The organism is Pseudomonas salomonii, from assembly GCF_900107155.1.
Classification (GTDB): Bacteria; Pseudomonadota; Gammaproteobacteria; order Pseudomonadales; family Pseudomonadaceae; genus Aquipseudomonas; species Aquipseudomonas salomonii.
Window position 1 is genome coordinate 810924 of sequence record NZ_FNOX01000001.1, and the last position, 17985, is coordinate 828908.

General features: G+C 60.8%; 16 protein-coding genes. 7 read left to right on the plus strand and 9 right to left on the minus strand.

What is annotated here, in order from left to right; translation table 11 throughout:
* The first annotated feature begins 47 nt into the window (after window positions 1–47).
* From BLV67_RS03885 to BLV67_RS03905, 5 genes are all read left to right on the plus strand, one after another.
* Complete coding sequence (locus BLV67_RS03885) at window positions 48–2345, plus strand: beta-galactosidase (RefSeq protein ID WP_069786259.1); 2298 nt, start codon at window positions 48–50, stop codon at window positions 2343–2345.
* A gap of 82 nt (window positions 2346–2427) precedes the next feature.
* The gene (locus tag BLV67_RS03890) at window positions 2428–3573 is read left to right on the plus strand and encodes a serine hydrolase domain-containing protein (RefSeq protein WP_069786260.1); all 1146 of its coding nucleotides are present in this window, start codon (window positions 2428–2430) and stop codon (window positions 3571–3573) included.
* A gap of 143 nt (window positions 3574–3716) precedes the next feature.
* Window positions 3717–4889: an OmpA family protein gene (locus BLV67_RS03895; protein ID WP_069786261.1), complete on the plus strand. Its 1173-nt coding sequence runs from the start codon at window positions 3717–3719 to the stop codon at window positions 4887–4889.
* Window positions 4890–4917: 28 nt separating this feature from the next.
* Window positions 4918–5565, plus strand: a complete 648-nt coding sequence (pdxH, locus tag BLV67_RS03900) for a pyridoxamine 5'-phosphate oxidase (RefSeq protein ID WP_069786262.1) — start codon at window positions 4918–4920, stop codon at window positions 5563–5565.
* Window positions 5566–5827: 262 nt separating this feature from the next.
* Window positions 5828–6292, plus strand: a complete 465-nt coding sequence (locus tag BLV67_RS03905; protein ID WP_056857494.1) for an outer membrane lipoprotein — start codon at window positions 5828–5830, stop codon at window positions 6290–6292.
* A gap of 707 nt (window positions 6293–6999) precedes the next feature.
* Here the strand turns inward: BLV67_RS03905 and BLV67_RS03910 are convergent.
* Together BLV67_RS03910 and nhaA are read right to left on the minus strand one after the other, a co-directional pair.
* Window positions 7000–8622, minus strand: a complete 1623-nt coding sequence (locus BLV67_RS03910; protein ID WP_065929013.1) for a methyl-accepting chemotaxis protein — start codon at window positions 8620–8622, stop codon at window positions 7000–7002.
* A 212-nt stretch (window positions 8623–8834) separates the two neighbouring features.
* Window positions 8835–10010: a Na+/H+ antiporter NhaA gene (gene nhaA, locus BLV67_RS03915; protein WP_065929014.1), complete on the minus strand. Its 1176-nt coding sequence runs from the start codon at window positions 10008–10010 to the stop codon at window positions 8835–8837.
* Window positions 10011–10225: 215 nt separating this feature from the next.
* On the opposite strand from nhaA, the gene BLV67_RS03920 reads away from it, so the two are divergent.
* Window positions 10226–11320 (plus strand): PLP-dependent cysteine synthase family protein, encoded by a 1095-nt coding sequence (locus BLV67_RS03920; protein ID WP_069786263.1) that lies wholly within the window; start codon window positions 10226–10228, stop codon window positions 11318–11320.
* A 75-nt stretch (window positions 11321–11395) separates the two neighbouring features.
* Here BLV67_RS03920 and BLV67_RS03925 read toward each other — a convergent pair whose 3' ends face one another.
* The 3 genes from BLV67_RS03925 to BLV67_RS03935 all read right to left on the minus strand — a co-directional run bounded on the left by BLV67_RS03925 (window position 11396) and on the right by BLV67_RS03935 (window position 14484).
* Complete coding sequence (locus tag BLV67_RS03925; protein WP_065929016.1) at window positions 11396–13009, minus strand: NAD(P)/FAD-dependent oxidoreductase; 1614 nt, start codon at window positions 13007–13009, stop codon at window positions 11396–11398.
* A 106-nt stretch (window positions 13010–13115) separates the two neighbouring features.
* A complete protein-coding gene (locus BLV67_RS03930; RefSeq protein ID WP_069786264.1) occupies window positions 13116–13787 on the minus strand; it encodes a COG3650 family protein in 672 nt (223 codons plus the stop codon).
* Between the two features lie 97 nt (window positions 13788–13884).
* Window positions 13885–14484, minus strand: a complete 600-nt coding sequence (locus tag BLV67_RS03935) for a short chain dehydrogenase (RefSeq protein ID WP_065929018.1) — start codon at window positions 14482–14484, stop codon at window positions 13885–13887.
* A 104-nt stretch (window positions 14485–14588) separates the two neighbouring features.
* On the opposite strand from BLV67_RS03935, the gene BLV67_RS03940 reads away from it, so the two are divergent.
* Window positions 14589–15503 carry a LysR family transcriptional regulator gene (locus tag BLV67_RS03940; protein ID WP_065929019.1) on the plus strand — a complete coding sequence of 305 codons (915 nt, stop codon included), beginning with the start codon at window positions 14589–14591 and terminating at the stop codon, window positions 15501–15503.
* Here the strand turns inward: BLV67_RS03940 and BLV67_RS03945 are convergent.
* The 4 genes from BLV67_RS03945 to BLV67_RS03960 are packed head-to-tail and all read right to left on the minus strand — an operon-like array spanning window position 15494 to window position 17968.
* A complete protein-coding gene (locus BLV67_RS03945) occupies window positions 15494–15979 on the minus strand; it encodes a DoxX family protein (protein WP_065929020.1) in 486 nt (161 codons plus the stop codon). The two genes, BLV67_RS03940 and BLV67_RS03945, sit on opposite strands and share 10 nt — an antisense overlap.
* On the minus strand, window positions 15976–16752 hold the full coding sequence (locus BLV67_RS03950; protein ID WP_069786265.1) for an HvfC/BufC N-terminal domain-containing protein: 777 nt from the start codon (window positions 16750–16752) through the stop codon (window positions 15976–15978). The genes BLV67_RS03945 and BLV67_RS03950 overlap by 4 nt, the downstream gene beginning before the upstream one ends.
* The gene (gene bufB, locus BLV67_RS03955; protein WP_069786266.1) at window positions 16749–17636 is read right to left on the minus strand and encodes an MNIO family bufferin maturase; all 888 of its coding nucleotides are present in this window, start codon (window positions 17634–17636) and stop codon (window positions 16749–16751) included. Before bufB ends, BLV67_RS03950 begins: the two co-directional genes overlap by 4 nt.
* A gap of 23 nt (window positions 17637–17659) precedes the next feature.
* On the minus strand, window positions 17660–17968 hold the full coding sequence (locus tag BLV67_RS03960; RefSeq protein WP_069786267.1) for a BufA1 family periplasmic bufferin-type metallophore: 309 nt from the start codon (window positions 17966–17968) through the stop codon (window positions 17660–17662).
* Between the last annotated feature and the right edge of the window lie 17 nt (window positions 17969–17985).

Genomic DNA, 17985 nt, shown 5'->3' on the forward strand with positions numbered 1-17985 from the left:
TTATGTCATCAGGCCAGTCACCGGCCGATTGGGAGAACCTTGTTCGTATGATTCGCACGCTGCCCGCTCTTTTTGCCTTATTGTTCGCTGCGCCCTTGATGGCCGCGCCTGCCGGGCAACAAACGCTGTTCAACTTCGTCCGGCCTGCCGATGTGGTCAAGGTGGCGACTCAGGACGCCAGCCTGCCGCAATACAACGCCGAACAAACCCCCGAAGGCGAGGTGCTGCGCCGCATCACCTTCAACCCGGCGGCCGAGCCGAGCCTGGTGCTCAGCCCGCAGACTGGCGTGTGGGACTGGTCGCAGTCCGGCGCCATGAGCCTGCGTATCCAAAGCGCCATGGATTGGGCGTTGACCTTGTATGTCAAAGTACAGAGCACTGACGGCAAGACCCTGGTCAGTCGCATCGACCTGCCGGCCGGCCCGGCCCAGACCCTGTTGATTCCGTTGCAGGCCAACTCGCCGCTGAGCCAGGGCATGAAGGCCGGCCCGCCGATGCCGATCACCGTAGACGGTCAGCGTGTATTGCTGGCCGCCAGTGCCGGTGAGATCGACCGCAGCCAGGTGGCCTCGGTCACCCTGTCGATGCTCAAACCCAACGCCGCCCAAAGCATTTTGCTTGAGCGTTTTGGCGTGCAGGACAGCGAGCCGGTACTGAAGGCAGCCTACAGCGAACTGGTGGACGCATATGGCCAATCCACCCGTGCGCGCTGGCCGGAAAAAATCAGCAGTGACGAGCAACTCAAAGCCGCCGCGGCCAAGGAGCAGCAGCAGCTCAAGGGCTGGCTGGCCGAGCGCGACAAATCCGCTCTGGACCCATACGGCGGCTGGAACAAAGGCCCGGCGTTCGACGCCAGTGGTTTTTTCCGCACCGAGAAGCGTGACGGTCGCTGGTACCTGGTGACGCCGCAAGGCCATCCGTTCTATTCGCTGGGTGTTAACACCGTGGCGCCGGACAACAACCAGACCTACGTGGCCGGTCGTGAGTGGATGTTCGCCGCGTTGCCCAAGGCCGGTGAACCGTTCGACAAGTATTACGGCAGCGGCGATAACCGGGGCGGCAACGGTGCCGATCAGGGCCGGGGCTTCAGTGTAGGGCGTTGGTACGATTTTTACGGCGCCAACGTGCAACGTACCTACGGCGGCGAAGGTTTCGACCAGAAACGCTGGGTCAGCCACACCCTTGATCGCCTGCAAGCCTGGGGCTTCAACACCGTGGGCAACTGGAGCGATGAGGCCCTGGCCCGCGCCGACCGCGTGCCGTACACCTTGCCGCTGTCGATTGTTGGTGACTACGCCAGCATCAGCACCGGCACCGACTGGTGGGGCGGCATGCCCGACCCGTTCGACCCACGCTTTGCCATGGCCACCGAACGCGCCGTGGCCATTGCCGCCCGCGACCACCGTGATGATCCGTGGCTGATCGGCTATTTTGCCGACAACGAGCTGGCCTGGGCCGGCCCCGGCGATGATCCAAAATCCCGTTACGCCTTGGCTTACGGCACCTTGCGCATGACCACCGATGTACCGGCCAAACGCGCGTTCCTCAAGCAATTGCGCGACAAGTACCGTAACGAAGAAGGCCTGTCGAAAGCCTGGGGCATCCACCTGGCGGGTTGGGAGTTGATGGAGGACCCAGGCTTTGAGCCGCCGATGCCGAGCCCTGAGCACCCGGAAATCGAAGCCGACTTCAAATATTTCCAGAAGACCTTCGCCGATGCCTACTTCAAGACCATCTCCGATTCGTTGAAATGGCACGCGCCCAACCAACTGCTGCTGGGCGGTCGGTATGCCGTCAGCACGCCGGAGGCCGTGGCGTCCTGCGCCCAGTATTGCGACGTGCTGAGTTTCAACATGTACACCTTGAAGCCACAGGATGGTTATGACTTTGCCGCTCTGCGCGCGCTGGACAAGCCGGTACTGATCACCGAGTTCAACTTCGGCTCGGCCGACCGTGGCCCGTTCTGGGGCGGCGTGACGCAGTTGGCCCGTGAAGAAGACCGTGGCGTGGCGTACAGCAACTTCCTCAAGCAGGCCATGGCCGAGCCGTCGATTGTCGGCGTGCATTGGTTCCAGTACCTGGACCAGCCGGTTACCGGGCGCTTGCTGGATGGCGAGAACGGTCACTTCGGGCTGGTGGGCATCACCGATGTGCCGTTCCAGGGCTTCGTCGACAGTGTGCGTAAAAGCAACCTGGCGGCGGTCGACCAACTGGGCAAGGAGGCCGAAAAAGCCAAGGCGGCGAGCACGGTTCGAGAGAATGAAGGCGGCAAGTCCGGGCATGAAGGCAAGGGCGCAGGGCAGGGCGCCGGACATGCGGGTGGGCACTCTGGAAATGGTCATTGAATGATCATTGACGGGTTCACAAAACCTGTAATGACTGGAACAATGTCGGCCACTTCTTACGGTGTTTTCCAAGGCGGCTTAGGTGCAGATTCAGGGTCATTACGAGCTCCAGTTCGAAGCGGTACGTGAAGCGTTTGCCGCGTTGTTCGATGACCCGCAGGAGCGTGGTGCCGGGCTGTGTATCCAGATCGGCGGCGAAACCGTCGTCGACCTGTGGGCCGGTACCGCCGATAAGGACGGTGCCGAGGCCTGGCACAGCGACACCATCGTCAACCTGTTTTCCTGCACCAAGACCTTCACCGCCGTCACGGCCCTGCAGCTGGTTGCCGAAGGCAAGCTGAAACTGGATGCGCCGGTTGCCGACCACTGGCCCGAGTTTGCAGCGGCGGGTAAAGAAACCATCACGCTGCGCCAGTTGCTTTGCCACCAGGCCGGGCTGCCGGCGATTCGCCAGATGTTGCCGACCGAAGCCCTGTATGACTGGCCATTGATGGTCGACACCCTGGCGGCCGAAGCCCCGTGGTGGACACCGGGCGAAGGGCACGGCTACGAGGCCATCACCTACGGTTGGCTGGTCGGTGAGTTGCTGCGCCGCGCCGACGGGCGCGGGCCGGGCGAATCGATTGTGGCGCGGGTTGCGCGGCCATTGGGCCTGGACTTCCATGTCGGTTTGGCGGACGAAGAGTTTTACCGGGTGGCACATATAGCGCGCAGCAAAGGCAATATGGGCGATGAAGCGGCGCAGCGGTTACTTCAAGTAATGATGCGCGAACCAAATGCCATGACCACCCGCGCATTTGCCAACCCACCGTCTATTCTGACCAGCACTAATAAGCCCGAATGGCGGCGGATGCAGCAGCCGGCGGCAAATGGTCACGGTAATGCGCGCAGCCTGGCGGGTTTTTATAGCGGATTGTTGGACGGTAGTTTGCTTGAGAGCGACATGCTTGAACAATTGACCCGCGAACACAGTATCGGGCCAGACAAAACATTATTGACTCAAACCCGATTCGGTTTGGGGTGCATGTTGGATCAACCGCAACTGCCCAATGCCACCTTTGGCCTTGGCCCGCGTGCGTTTGGCCACCCTGGCGCCGGTGGTTCGGTGGGGTTTTCCGACCCTGAGCGCGATGTAGCATTTGGTTTCGTGACTAATACACTGGGCCCTTATGTACTTATGGACCCGCGTGCGCAGAAGTTGGTCGGAATATTGGCCGGTTGTCTGTAAAGAGCTTGCTGTTTCACGTTTTTTTGTTACAAAGGCAAGTATAAGAAGGCGCTGAACGAAATTGTGTAACTTTACTGTTCTCTAAGCGTCTGTTTAACGGGTCAACCAGGCCCCCCGTTTTTTTCTCATTTTGTGGATACCTCATGTTATCGAACAAGTCCTTGGCACTGGCGCTGTGCCTCACTATTACTGGCTGCGCACAAACTCCACAAAGTGATGCCGAAGGTGGGCACTGGTGGTCATTTGGATCTGACAAGGCTGCTACCAAGGACGCAGTGACCCAAACCGACACCAAGCCGGATGCCAAACCTGCCGCCGGCGCCAAGCCTGTCGAGCCTGTAGCCGCCACTGCTCCAGCTCCTGCTCCAGCTCCAGCGTCTGCACCGGTAGCCAAGGCTGACACCGGCTTTAACTGGTGGCCATTCGCATCCAAGCGCGCCGACGAAAAGGCGGCGGATGCCAAGGCCGACCTGAAAGCCGACCTCAAGGCCGCAACCCCCGCTTCCGCGCCGGATGCCGTGCCGGCCGTCGCCAAGACCGACACCGAAACCAAATGGTGGTGGCCGTTCGAAAGCAAGCCAAAGCCACTGGCCAAGGTCGATGTGACCAACGTGCAGATGCCCGATCCGAAAATCACCCAAGCCTGGCTGGACGACTATGAGCCGCGCCTGCGCGCCGCCATCAAGGACAGCAACCTGCAACTGGAACGTCGTGACAACGTATTGGTGGTGATTGCCCCGGTTGACGGCTCTTACAACCCGAAACGCCCTGCAATGCTGCTGCCGGTCACACTCGGCCCGTTCACACGTGTTGCCAAGGCTGTTGAAGCTGACCCCAAGACCGCGGTTTTGGTCCTGGGTCACGTCGATGCCACAGGTACCGCCCCGGCCAGCCAGGCGTTGACCAAAGAGCGTGCGCAATCCATCGCGTCTATCTTCAGCCTCAGCGGCTTGAAGCAGGATCGCTTGATGCTGCGCGGCATGGGCGACCTTATGCCGCGTGCCGCCAACGACAGTAATCAGGGGCGTGCGCTGAACCGTCGCATGGAAATCATGTTCACTCAGCGTACAACTATGTTGGCGCTGCTGAGCAAGTACAACTCGGGCAAACCACCGGTCGCCGATATGGTCGCGGTGCAAACTGCGCCGGCCCCAGTACCGGCCCCGGCCGCGAAAAAAGCCGCCCCGGCGAAAAAGGCTCCGGCCAAGAAAGCCGCCGCCAAGCCCGCTGCGAAAAAAGCCGCTGCCAAGCCGGCCGCGAAGAAAGCGGCGCCCAAGGCCGACGCGCCCGCAGCAAACGACCAGGCGAAAAACTGATCCGTTGAAACAAAAAGGATAAAACCGCATGACCCAGGCACTGGCCGATATGCGCCGTGACTACACACGGGACGGTTTGAGCGAGGCCCAGGCCCCGGACGAACCGTTTGCGTTGTTCCACCAGTGGTTTGGCGATGCGGTGAAAACCGAGCAGCCGCCGGTGGAGGCCAATGCCATGACCTTGGCGACTGTCGACCAGGATGGTCGCCCGCACTGTCGCATCCTGCTGCTCAAGGGCCTGGATGCACAGGGTTTTACCTTCTTCACCAACTATCAGAGTGCCAAGGGTGAACACCTTGCGGCACGGCCTTTCGCGGCCATGACCTTCTTCTGGCCGACCCTGGAGCGCCAGGTGCGCATCGAAGGGCGGGTGGTCAAGGTCACGCCTGAGGAGTCGGATGCTTATTATCAGGTCCGGCCGCTGGGTAGCCGTCTTGGGGCCTGGGCTTCGCCGCAAAGCCAGGTTATTCGGGACCGCCAGGAGTTGCAGGATTTGCTCAAGGCCACCGAACAGCGCTTCAGCGATACCCAGCCCGACTGCCCGGAGCACTGGGGTGGCTATCGTTTGTTGCCCGAGCGCATCGAATTCTGGCAAGGCCGCGCCAGTCGCCTGCATGACCGCCTGAACTATCGCCTGCAAGCGGGCGAGTGGACGCGCGAGCGCTTGGCGCCCTGAGCTTCACCTTTCGTCATTCCAGCTGAATGTTGGTCATCACGCCGAAGTCTCTACACAGAGGCTTCGGCGTTTTTGCTTGTGTGACTACAATGAAGAGCGGTTCCAGGTGATTTTTGGATCAGGGTGGGAGCTACCGTTCGTCGAGTTTTCTGGTGCTGGCAGTCTGTACTCAGGCTGAATGAAAGCAATTTTCTGGCGTGCTTGCCGTGACAGGCGCCAAGCAGCGGCGTCTAATGAATACCTGTCCTTTGGAGTTGATGCTATGCGTAAGTCTGTTTTACTAGTTGCCTGCTTTACCACCCTGTCGTTGCTGTTGGGTGGCTGCGCCTCGAGTCTGACCGGCGACTCGTACTCCCGTGACGAAGCGCGTCGTGTACAGACCGTGCGCATGGGCACCATTGAATCCCTGCGTCCGGTGAAAATCGAAGGCACCAAGACCCCAATCGGCGGTGCTGCCGGTGCGGTTATCGGCGGTGTCGGTGGCAGCGCCATCGGCGGCGGCCGTGGCAGTATCGTCACCGCGGTGATCGGCGCGGTAGCTGGCGGCTTGCTGGGCTCGGCCACCGAAGAAGGCCTGACTCGCACCCAGGGCGTGGAAATCACCGTTCGCGAAGACGATGGCAGCATGCGCGCCTACGTTCAGGCCGTGGAGGAAAATGAAATCTTCCGTATTGGCGACCGCGTGCGCATCATGACGGTTAACGGTACTAGCCGTGTAACGCGCTAAGCGCTGGTTGTAGAAACGCAAAACCCCAACCCGGTGACGGGTTGGGGTTTTTTATTGCCTGCGGTTTTCTGAAAAATCGCAGGTAATAAAAAACCGCCTTAGTAGGGCGGTTTTTATTGCAAACCCGATTTACGACTGGGTTTGCGTTCTCACGAGGAGCACTGACGTGTTGGCGATACTACTGCCGCTTTAGGACTTTATGCAAGGCCAACCGACAGGGAATTTCAAAGATTTACTCGCCCATTCTGTAAATTTAGAACAGTAAAAAACAGCAACAACTTGCTGGGCGATTAGTCGTTGCTTGTCACACCTTGGCATGGGCGGCTGAGCTAGTATCGCTCTCGTTCTGCACTCGTCGTGAAGCAGGTTGGCTGGGTTAGCGCGCGAATTTTGGACCGACTGCCACGGGCTAGTAATCCGTGCCGGAGTCATGCACGAGGACCATAAACCCAGCCGCCTCACAGGAGCACTGACGTGCATCCAAAGGCCCACGTGTTCCGGTAAGTGAGCTGGAGGTAAGGCCCAACTTAAGGGAGGGCCGAGTATGTCCAAGTTTGCACGACGTACGTGGAACCTCGTAGTGAATGCCGTGCGTGTTTATCACGTATGGGTATTTCTGCGGGACAGCTTCGATGACCTGTAAGGTCTGAGAAGTGGGGCAGCCTCGGCTTAAACCGAGGCGGCCTTTTGGTTTTCACGCAATCACCTCACACCTGAAAGTGCTTCACCATCGTATTCAACTCATGCGCCAGGCTGGCAAGCGATTGCGAAGCGGCGGTGGTCTGAGTCGAGCCTTCAGCGGACTGAATCGACAGCTGCTGAATATTCAGCAAGTTGCGGTCCACCGCCCGGGCAACGTCAGCTTGCTCCGCCGCCGCCGTGGTAATCACCAGGTTGCGGTTGTTGATCTCGTCATTGGCGGCAAGAATATCGGCCAGCGCTTGCTGCGCCAGTTCGGCCAGGCCAATGGTTTGCTGAGTCATGGTGCTGCTGTCGAGCATGGTATTGACGGTGCTGGCGGTGTTGGTCTGGATGCTGCCAATCATCTGCTCGATTTCCTGGGTCGACTGCGCGGTGCGATGGGCGAGGGCGCGTACTTCGTCGGCGACTACGGCAAAACCACGGCCGGCATCACCGGCGCGAGCCGCTTCGATGGCCGCGTTCAGTGCCAGCAAATTGGTTTGCTCGGCAATGGTGCGGATAACGTCGAGCACCTTGCCGATCCCTTTGGCCTGCTCGGCCAAGCCGCCTACCTGGTCGGAGCTGACTTGCACGCCACGGGTCAGGGCCTGGATGGAGTCGAGCGCCTCGACCATACGTTGCTGGCCTTTCAAGGCGATGCTGCGCGATTCCTGGGAGAGGTCGGAGGTGGTGGCGGCATTCCTGGCCACCTCTTCAATGGCAGTGGTCATCTCGGTGACGGCCGTGGCGGCCTGCTCGATCTCGCCATGTTGTTGCTGCAGGTCGCGGCTGCCCTCGGCGGTGACGGCATTGAGTTCCTCGGCTGCTGCCGCCAGTTGGCTTGACGAGCCGGTTATTTGCCGCAGCGTCTGCACCAGGTTGTTGCGCATGGTTTCTTGTGCCCGCAACAGGCGTGTGGCTTCGTCGTTGCCGGTCGGGTTGATGGGCTGGGTGAGATCGCCCTTGGCGATGGTTTCAGCCACCCGGACCGCTTCAATGATGGGGCCGGTAATGCTGCGGGTCAGCAGCCAGGCCACCAGCACCGTGCCGCCACTCACCAGCACGATGACGATGGCGATACCGCCCACGGCATGCTGGTACGCGGCCACGGAAGTCTGGCCGGCAAGTTCTGCGCCCTTATTGGCGAGGTCGATCAACTGATCGAAGTTCTTGGTCATCTGCTCATAGCTTTCTCGAATGCTGTTGAGAAAGTCACGGGCGCCCGCCTTATCGCCCGAACGCGAGCGTTTGAGCATTTCGGTGTGGTTCTTGGCGTACCCTTCCAGGCTTTGGTTGAACACCTCCAGACGCGATTTCTCCTCCGGCGTGCGCAACAGCGCGGCATATTGAGCCAGTTGCTCCTTGACGCTTTTCAGGCGCCCGGCGGATTTGTCCTCGTAGGTCTGCATGTCGGCGTCGCTTGCGGACAGGATGTGCGCCATTTCCCCCAAGCGAAAACGATCCAGCGAGGCATTGGCCAGGGCCAGGATCCTCACGCGCTGCATCCAGTTGTTTTGGATGTCGGCAGCCTGGGACTGCACTTCGCCGATCTGCTTGAGCGCGAACAGGCCGAGAAACACACTCAGCGACGCAATGGCAGCGAAGCCGATGAAAGCTCTGGCTGCAATTCTTATATTTCTCAGGAACATGGGTTATCGCTCGGGCAGGGAACGCGTTGAAGAGCTGTGTCGGGCGGATGCCCCTGGCGGGGCAGGCGGATCGCCACAATCCTTAGTCGGCGGCCAGGGCAAAGTCTTTAGGCGTTGCGCAAAAGTGTCATCTTCGCCAAAAGAAAAACCCCAACCGGGTAACCGGTTGGGGTTTTTTGTGGGGCTTTCATTTTGTGGGGCTTTCAGAGCGCTCAGGCTTTCTTGCGGCTGGCCAGGGCTGTGACCGCATAACCAATACAGGCTGCCAGGATCGACCCGGTCAGGATCCCCATCCGATCCTCACCCGCGAACTCACTGGCGCCCGGCACAAACGCCAGGGAGCCGACAAACAGGCTCATGGTGAAACCGATACCGCACAGGATCGCCACCCCCAGCACCTGGCCCCAGTTGGCGCCGCTGGGCAGGGCGGCGATACCGGTCTTGATCGCCAGCCAGGTCAGGCCGAATACGCCGATGGTCTTGCCGATCAGCAGGCCGGCGGCGATGCCCATGGGCACGTGGTGAGTGAAGCTGTCCAGGGTGACCCCGGTCAGCGACACGCCAGCGTTGGCGAAGGCGAACAACGGCAGGATGGCGTAGGCCACCCACGGGTGCAGGGCGTGCTCCAGGGTCAGCAGTGGCGAGGGTTCGGCATTTTTGGTGCGCAGTGGAATGCAGAACGCCAAGGTCACCCCGGCCAGGGTGGCGTGCACGCCACTCTTGAGCACGCAGACCCACAGGATCAAGCCGATGATCATGTACGGGCCGAGTTTGACCACGCCCAGGCGGTTCATCGCGATCAAGGCGACCAGGCACGTGGCCGCGCCCGCCAGGGCCGCATTCGACAACTCGGCGGAGTAGAACACCGCAATGACGATGATGGCGCCCAGGTCATCAATAATCGCCAGGGTCATCAGGAATAACTTGAGTGACACCGGCACCCGCTTGCCCAGCAGGGCCAGGACGCCGAGTGCAAAAGCGATATCGGTGGCCATCGGGATTGCCCAGCCGGCGAGTGCGGCGGGGTTGTCCTTGTTCAGTGCCCAGTAGATCAGCGCGGGCACCACCATGCCGCCAATCGCGGCCGCCCCCGGCAATACCACTTGCGATGGCTTGGACAGGTGGCCGTCGAGCAACTCGCGCTTGACCTCCAGGCCGATCAAGAGGAAGAACAGCGCCATCAGGCCATCGTTGATCCACAGCAGAGCCGGCTTGGCGATTTGCAGCGCGCCAACCTGCGCCACGACCGGCGTATCAAGGAAGGCGCCGTAAAGATGCGACAACGGTGAGTTATTGATGATCAGCGCCAAAGCGGCAGCGGCGATCAATAACAAACCGCCGGCGGCTTCCAGCTGGAAGAAACGAGTGAAAGTGCTACGCAGAGGCAAGGGATGCTCTCCAATAAGGTTCAATAGGTGGGTACCCTAACCCGTACTGTTAGTTGTTAAAACAAAAGTTATATTCTTATTTGTTATAAGCAACGGTCAGGACGGGGCTTGCTTCGAAGCCTAGCAATTGTGTGTCTATTTGCGTCGTCACTGTATCTGTGTGCGCTGTAGGAAACCCCCTAAAATCGGGACTGAAACCCTTAGAGACCCACCTTATGAACGACCACCGTACCTGGGCTCGCGAAGCCATCCGCATCATCGAAGCGGACTTCCAGCGCAGCGCCGACACGCACCTGATCCCTCTGCCGTTGCCGGGGCTGCCGGGTATCGAGTTGTATTTCAAGGATGAGTCCAGCCACCCCACCGGCAGCCTCAAGCATCGGTTGGCGCGTTCGCTGTTTCTGTATGCGCTGTGCAATGGTTGGCTCAAGCCCGGCGCGCCGGTGATCGAGGCGTCCAGCGGGTCTACGGCGGTGTCGGAGGCGTACTTTGCGCGCTTGCTTGGCCTGCCGTTTATTGCAGTGATGCCGGCCAGCACCTCCCAGGCGAAGATCGAGCAGATTGCCTTCTATGGTGGCAAGAGCCATCTGGTAAAGGATCCGACGCAGATATACGCCGAGTCCGAACGCTTGGCGAAGGAAAGTGGCGGTCACTTCCTGGACCAGTTCACCTACGCCGAGCGTGCGACGGACTGGCGGGCGAACAACAACATCGCCGAGTCGATCTTCCAGCAGATGCGCTTTGAGCATTACCCGGAGCCGAGCTGGTTGATTTCCAGCCCGGGCACCGGCGGCACCACGGCGACCCTGGGCCGCTATGTGCGTTATCGCCAGCATTGCACCCGTGTGCTGTGTGCCGATGCCGAGCGTTCGGTGTTTTTTGACTATTACCAGACGGGCGACGCCAGCTTGCGACTGGACTGCGGCTCACACATCGAAGGGATTGGGCGGCCACGGGTCGAGGCGTCGTTTTTGCCCAAGGTGATCGATGCGATGGTCAAGGTGCCGGATGCACTGTCATTGGCGGCCATGCATTACCTGGCCGAGCGTTTGGGACGGCGGGTGGGGGGCTCCAGCGGGACGAACCTGGTGGGGGCTTTGGTCGCGGCGCTGCAGATGAAAGCGGCGGGGGAGTCGGGGTCGATCGTGGCGATCTTGTGTGATGGGGGCGAGCGGTATGCGAGTACTTATTACGATCAGGCGTGGTTGGCGCAGCAGGGGTATGAGCTGGGCGGCTTGATTGCAGCCGTGGCGGCCAGTGTAGAGAAGGGCGAACCGTTGCCGGCCAGCGTCCTGCGCGCCAATATCTGACACACCTCATAAACTGATGTGGGAGCAGGCAAGCCAGCTCCCACATTTGATCCGGGTCGGCTGTAATAGAGGTGCTTAAGCCTCGATACCCAGCATATCCCGCGCCAGCGCCTCGGCAATCCGAATTCCGTCAACGCCCGCCGACAGGATGCCACCGGCGTAACCGGCACCTTCACCGGCCGGGAACAGGCCTTTCACGTTCAGGCTTTGCATCGATTCGTTACGGGTAATGCGCAGCGGCGATGAAGTACGGGTCTCGATACCGGTCAGTACCGCATCGTGCAGCGAGTAGCCTTTGATCTGCTTTTCGAACGCCGGCAGCGCTTCACGGATCGCCTCGATGGCGAAATCCGGCAGAGCCAGGGCCAGGTCACCCAGGGCCACCCCCGGTTTGTAGGACGGTTCCACACTGCCGATGGCGGTGGACGGCTTGCCGGCGATAAAGTCGCCCACCAACTGCGCCGGCGCCTCGTAGTTGCTGCCGCCGAGGATATAGGCGTGGGACTCCAGCCGCTCCTGCAGTTCGATACCGGCCAGCGGGCCACCCGGGTAATCCACCTCAGGCGTGATGCCGACCACGATGCCGGAGTTGGCGTTGCGCTCGTTGCGCGAGTATTGGCTCATGCCGTTGGTCACCACGCGGTTCGGCTCGGAAGTCGCCGCCACCACGGTGCCGCCCGGGCACATGCAGAAGCTGTAGACCGAACGGCCGTTCTTGGCGTGGTGCACCAGTTTGTAGTCGGCGGCGCCCAGTTTCGGGTGCCCGGCGTATTTGCCCAGGCGCGCCGCGTCGATCAGCGACTGCGGGTGTTCGATACGGAACCCCACCGAGAATGGCTTGGCTTCCATGTACACACCGCGGCCGTGCAGCATGCGGAAGGTGTCGCGGGCACTGTGGCCCAGGGCCAGGATCACGTGCCTGGAGAGGATCTGCTCGCCGCCGTCGACGACCACGCCGTTCAACTGGCCGTCTTCGATCAGCACATCCGTGACGCGCTGCTCAAAACGCACCTCACCGCCGAGGGCGATGATCTGCTCGCGCATGTTTTCCACCACGCCGGTCAGGCGGAAGGTGCCGATGTGCGGCTTGCTGACGTAGAGGATTTCTTCCGGCGCGCCGGCCTTGACGAACTCGTGCAGCACTTTGCGGCCGTGGAACTTCGGGTCCTTGATCTGGCTGTAGAGTTTGCCGTCGGAAAAGGTCCCGGCACCGCCTTCACCAAATTGCACGTTGGACTCGGGGTTGAGCACGTTTTTGCGCCACAGGCCCCAGGTGTCTTTGGTGCGTTGGCGCACTTCCTTGCCGCGCTCGAGGATGATCGGCTTGAAGCCCATCTGCGCAAGCAACAGCCCGGCGAAAATGCCGCAGGGGCCAAAACCCACCACGATCGGCCGTTCAACCAGGCCTTGCGGCGCCTGGCCCACCACCTTGTAGCTGACGTCCGGTGCCGGGTTGATGTTGCGATCATCGGCGAACTTGAGCAGCAGGGCGGCTTCGCCCTTTACGTTCAGATCGATGGTGTAGATGAAGCACAGCTCCGACGATTTCTTGCGCGCGTCGTAGCTGCGTTTGAACAGGGTGAAGTCGAGCAGGTCATCACTGGCGACGCCCAGGCGCTGCACGATGGCAGGCCGCAGGTCTTCTTCGGGATGGTCGATGGGCAGCTTGAGTTCGGTGATTCGTAACATGACAGGATCCGGTGGGCGGCGGGCTTCGATGCCGGCGGTTTTGCAAACCGGCGATTATAAGCCCCAAAGGCTGATTCCCGTCATGTTAAAACAGCCCAAGGCCGAATCAGTCGTCCCGCGAGCCGCCGAATGACGCACAACCACGCTGGACCTGGCCATTGACCCGCAACTCGGCGGTCATGTGCTGCAAGCTGCCGCTCACAGCATCGATGCAGCGCTGTGGGGCTACCCACAGTTCGATGTGCTGGTTATTGGCTTCGGTCATCAGGTTGAAACGGCCGTCACCCAGTTGCTCTTCGACAAACGGCACCGCCAGTGGCGGCTGGCCTTCGCGCTCCAGCACCATGCCTTTGCCGGTGACGTTCATCGCCCAGGCCGGCTTATGGCCGTTGGCCCGCAGAATCATGCGTTTGAAGTCCGGGTCGTCGCAGGCCGAGGTCGAGCGCTCTACGCGATACAGTTGTTGCAGGTCGACCGAACCCTGGGTGCCGCTGGCCACGCCGGAAAACTTGCCGCGCAAATCGGCAAACAGCACGCCTTGCTGGCCGGCCAGGGACGCGGCTTCCTGCAGTACGCTGGTGCCGCCGGTGTCGTTGACCACGTAATTGCGTTTGTCGCCACACGGCTGGAACAACAGTTTGCCGCCCACTGCCGTCAGTTCACCCTGCATACGGGTCAGCCCGACGGTAGACGGTTTGGCCGGCTCGTTCTCGAACATCTGGCAAGCGGTGAACAGGGGCAGCAGGGCAAACAGAGCAAGGGTACGGGCGGCGCGCATTATCGGGTCTCCAAACAAGTGCCGCCACGTTACTCAGGGTGGCGCCGCACCACAAGCCCGTTCGCCAGGTTCAGGCGATTCTGACAGACATCAGATTTCAGCCAACGATAAAGGTCTGACCGGTCTGCAAGCCCTCGACACTTTTCGCGTAGGCCAGTGCTACATCGGCACCCGGAGCCGGTTTGTAGCCACGGAAATACGGCGCATAGCTGCCCATGGCTTCGAGCAGGACGGTCGGGCTCACCGAGTTGATGCGCAAGCCGCGTGGCAGTTCGATTGCCGCCGCCTTGACGAAGGCATCCAATGCGCCGTTGACCAAGGCGGCCGAGGCGCCGGTGCGGATCGGGTCGCGGTTGAGAATGCCGCTGGTAAAGGTGAACGAAGCACCGTCGTTGGCGTAGTCGCGGCCGATCAGCAGCAGGTTGACCTGGCCCATCAGCTTGTCACGCAGGCCCAGTTCAAAGTCGGCTTCGCTCATCTCACCCAATGCCACGAAATTCACGCTGCCTGCCGCGCAGACCAACGCGTCGAACTTGCCGGTCTGTTCGAACAGTGTGCGGATCGACGCGCTGTCGCTGATATCCACCTGGAAGTCGCCGCCGCTGCGGCCGATGCTGATCACCTCGTGACGCTGCGCCAGTTCCGCCTTGACCGCTGAGCCGACCGTGCCGCTGGCACCAATCAATAGGATTTTCATCGTGCTGTTCCTCCGGGGATTAAGTGAGGGTTCAGTCTAGGATGGCTTTTTAAGTGGATAAACGCGCTAATAGGCAACCTTTGGTTTTCAATTGGAAACAATCCATGAGCGAAATGGATGACTTGGCGGCCTTTGCCGTGCTGATCGAGGCGGGCAGTTTTACCCTGGCGGCAGAGCAATTGGGCTGTAGCAAGGGCCAATTGTCCAAGCGCATCAGCCAATTGGAAGCGCAGTTTTCGGTGGTGTTATTGCACCGTACCACGCGCAAACTCAGCCTGACCGCCGCCGGTGCGGCGTTGCTGCCCCAGGCCCAGGCGCTGGTGGCCCAGGTGGAACGCGCCCGTCAGGCGTTGGCGCGGCTCAAGGACGATCTGGCCGGGCCGGTGCGTATAACGGTGCCGGTGTCGTTGGGAGAAACCTTCTTTGATGGCTTGTTGCTGGAATTCACCCAGCAATACCCGCAGGTGCAGATCGAGCTGGAACTGAACAACAGCTACCGCGACCTGGCGCGCGATGGCTTTGATTTGGGCGTGCGTATGGGGGCGATGGACAACGAGCGGCTGGTGGCCAAGCCACTGCTGGCCTGGCATGAGATGACCTGCGCCAGCCCGGCCTACCTGGAGCAGCACGGCGAACCGCTGACGCCTGCGGATCTGGCCGCGCACACCTGCCTGCTCAACAGCCACTACAGCGGGCGTGAAGAATGGCTGTATCACCAGCAACATGAACTGCTGCGGGTTCGGGTCAGCGGTACCTTCGCGTCCAACCATTACAACCTGTTGAAAAAAGCCGCCCTGGTGGGCGCCGGCATCGCGCGTCTGCCGTCTTACGTGTTGCCGGCGGAACTGGCTGACGGGCGTTTGCGCTGGCTGCTGCGTGATTATCAAACGCGCAGCATGCCGATGTACCTGGTGCATCCTTATCAAGGTGGCCTGCCGCGCCGAACCCAAGTGTTGGCCGACTACTTGGTGGACTGGTTCAGACGCAGCGGCGAAGCCCTGGATCGTCTTCAGCGGTAGCGGCGCGCGATCAGGTGGTCGATCGACAGGCGGCCTGGGCCTTTGGCCACCAACAGCAGCAGCAACGCGATCCAGGTGCCGTGGGTTGGATACGCTTGCGGGTAGACGAACAGTTGAATGGTCAAGGTCATGCCAATCAACGCCAGGGCCGAGAAGCGCGTGGCAAAACCCACCAGGATCAGGACCGGGAAAAAGTGCTCGGCAAATGCCGCCATGTGCGCGGCCACTTCCGGCGACAGCAACGGCACGTGGTACTCGCTGCGAAACAGCGGCAGGGTCGAGGCGGCAAGCTTGGGTTCGCCCAATTGAAAGGTGCCGTTGATGATATCAATGGCAAAACCTTCAACCTTGGTCTGGCCGGACTTCCAGAACACCGCCGCAATGGAAAACCGTGCGAGAAAGGCGATCAGGCTGTAGGGGATTTTTTCGAACAGAGCGATGGCCCGTTTTACCAGGCAAGTAGGGTGAGTGTTCATGGCGATTCCTTTTGTTCTTTGTGCAAATGAGTGATGGCGTCGTGGCTGATCAGTAGCGTCAGGCAGTGGTTGAGGTCGAATTCGGCCGATGCTTCAAGCGCGTGCGCCACCGCCATTTCCAGGCCTGATCCCTGGTTAAGGCTGTTGATAAACGCCACCGAACCTTTGTCGATGGCGAAGACCTTGACCGCCAGGCCCTGGCGCAACACCAGTGCACTTTGGGCGTACCAGGGGTTCAAGGTGGCGATAGCGCCTTCGGTCTGGTGCGCGGCCCATACCGCAACCACGGCGTAGGGTGAATGCATGGTGGCCAGGGACGGATGCAGGTGCAGGCTTAGCTGCCCCAGGTCGGTCGGCCCTTGCAGTTGTTCAAGGATGGCCTGCTGATTCAGTGGCCGGCTGTCGGCGGCGTGATAAGCACGCACCCGCAGGCGTTCCAGGCGGGCGACGTCCGCCAGGTAAGGCACGCTCGCCGCCGGTTCGAACGCCTGGATGAACGCGGCAAAGGTGCTGCCGTATTCGCTGATCAACGGGCTGTCGGGCGGGCTGGCTTGCACGTAAAGGCCGGCCATTGCGCGGAAAAACTCATCCCCGACCAATTGCAATGTCACCGGGTAAGCGGCGGCGAGCGCGTTGATCAGCGAGCTGTGGACATTGTTTCGATACACCGCAAAACGGCTGGCCGGGTCGGCGCCGTTGCTGCTGAACACACCCTCGGGGCAAGCCTGCCCGGCGTCGAGCAAGGCGTCGGCAAATGCTGCTTGATCGCTCATAGCTTCAATACCTTCGCCTGTGACAGATGCCAGTCGGCGTGTTGGGCTTCGGCGTGCAACACGCTCAAGGCGGGTACCTGGTTATCCCGCTCGATCAGCGTGGCGACGGGGCCGGTGTGTTTGAGTACCTGTTCGTAGAGCTGCCACACCGCGTTATCGATGGGCGCGCCATGGTCATCGATCAGCAGGCGGTCGCCCAGGCTGTCGGTGTCTTCGGCAAAACCGGCCAGATGAATCTCACCCACGGCCTTCAACGGCAGCGCATGGAGGTAGGCCAGTGGGTCGCGCTGATGATTAATGCATGACACATAGACGTTGTTGACGTCCAGCAACAGCCCGCAACCGGTGCGCCGGATGATCTCGCTGATGAAGTCAGTCTCGTCCAGGGTCGAACGTTGGAACTGCAGGTACGTCGAAGGGTTTTCCAGCAGCATTGGCCGCTTGAGGGTGCTTTGTACCTGGTCGATGTGTTCGCATACCCGGTGCAGGGTTGCGGCGTCGTAGGCCAGCGGCAGCAAGTCATTGAGGAACACCGGGCCGTGGCTGGACCACGCCAGGTGTTCGGAAAAAGAGTGGGGTTGATAGCGTTCGATCAGCGTGGCCAACCGTGCCAGGTGCTCACGGTTGAGCGGGCCTTCGCCGCCGATGGACAGACCCACGCCATGCAATGACAGTGGGTACTGCTCGCGTATCAAGCCCAGGTAGTGATGAAACGGGCCGCCGGCGACCATGTAGTTTTCGGCGTGCACTTCAAAAAAACCGATATCGGGCGAGGTCTCGAGCACTTCAATAAAGTGCTCGTTCTTCAGCCCCAGCCCGGCCCGATAAGGGAGGCCGGGCACCTGAGCCGGTGAGACCGTGTGCTGGGGTAAAAGCGTCATCATCAGTACTCAGGGTTTGCAGGATTTCAGGACTTGGCGGTGAAGGCTGCTTCCTGGCCGAAACCGGTCGGTGAGGTGGAGCTTGGGGTCTTGGCGCAAGTGCCGGCCGGGACCAGTTTCCAGGCATTGGCCTGGTCTTTGACTTTCGAGGTGCCCGCGCAGGAAGTGCCGGCGCCTGCAGCGCAATCGTTCTTGCCGGCTTCGGCGACACCAAAGCACTTGTCCATTTTCGCTTCGTCAGCGTGGGCCATGTTGGTCAGGGCGGAAAAGCTCAGGGCCGAACCCAGGGCCAGAACGAGGGTAGCGGCGGACAGCGAACGGGATTTAGTAGTCATGGTGTAACTCCAGCAGT

Excerpts from the sequence above, each read along its gene's own strand:
- BLV67_RS03885 (WP_069786259.1), top strand. The coding sequence starts at position 48 with ATGATTCGCACGCTGCCCGCTCTTTTTGCCTTATTGTTCGCTGCGCCC.
- BLV67_RS03895 (WP_069786261.1), top strand. The coding sequence starts at position 3,717 with ATGTTATCGAACAAGTCCTTGGCACTGGCGCTGTGCCTCACTATTACT.
- pdxH (WP_069786262.1), top strand. The coding sequence starts at position 4,918 with ATGACCCAGGCACTGGCCGATATGCGCCGTGACTACACACGGGACGGT.
- BLV67_RS03905 (WP_056857494.1), top strand. The coding sequence starts at position 5,828 with ATGCGTAAGTCTGTTTTACTAGTTGCCTGCTTTACCACCCTGTCGTTG.
- BLV67_RS03910 (WP_065929013.1), bottom strand. The coding sequence starts at position 8,622 with ATGTTCCTGAGAAATATAAGAATTGCAGCCAGAGCTTTCATCGGCTTC.
- BLV67_RS03920 (WP_069786263.1), top strand. The coding sequence starts at position 10,226 with ATGAACGACCACCGTACCTGGGCTCGCGAAGCCATCCGCATCATCGAA.
- BLV67_RS03925 (WP_065929016.1), bottom strand. The coding sequence starts at position 13,009 with ATGTTACGAATCACCGAACTCAAGCTGCCCATCGACCATCCCGAAGAA.
- BLV67_RS03930 (WP_069786264.1), bottom strand. The coding sequence starts at position 13,787 with ATGCGCGCCGCCCGTACCCTTGCTCTGTTTGCCCTGCTGCCCCTGTTC.
- BLV67_RS03935 (WP_065929018.1), bottom strand. The coding sequence starts at position 14,484 with ATGAAAATCCTATTGATTGGTGCCAGCGGCACGGTCGGCTCAGCGGTC.
- BLV67_RS03940 (WP_065929019.1), top strand. The coding sequence starts at position 14,589 with ATGAGCGAAATGGATGACTTGGCGGCCTTTGCCGTGCTGATCGAGGCG.
- BLV67_RS03945 (WP_065929020.1), bottom strand. The coding sequence starts at position 15,979 with ATGAACACTCACCCTACTTGCCTGGTAAAACGGGCCATCGCTCTGTTC.
- BLV67_RS03950 (WP_069786265.1), bottom strand. The coding sequence starts at position 16,752 with ATGAGCGATCAAGCAGCATTTGCCGACGCCTTGCTCGACGCCGGGCAG.
- bufB (WP_069786266.1), bottom strand. The coding sequence starts at position 17,636 with ATGATGACGCTTTTACCCCAGCACACGGTCTCACCGGCTCAGGTGCCC.
- BLV67_RS03960 (WP_069786267.1), bottom strand. The coding sequence starts at position 17,968 with ATGACTACTAAATCCCGTTCGCTGTCCGCCGCTACCCTCGTTCTGGCC.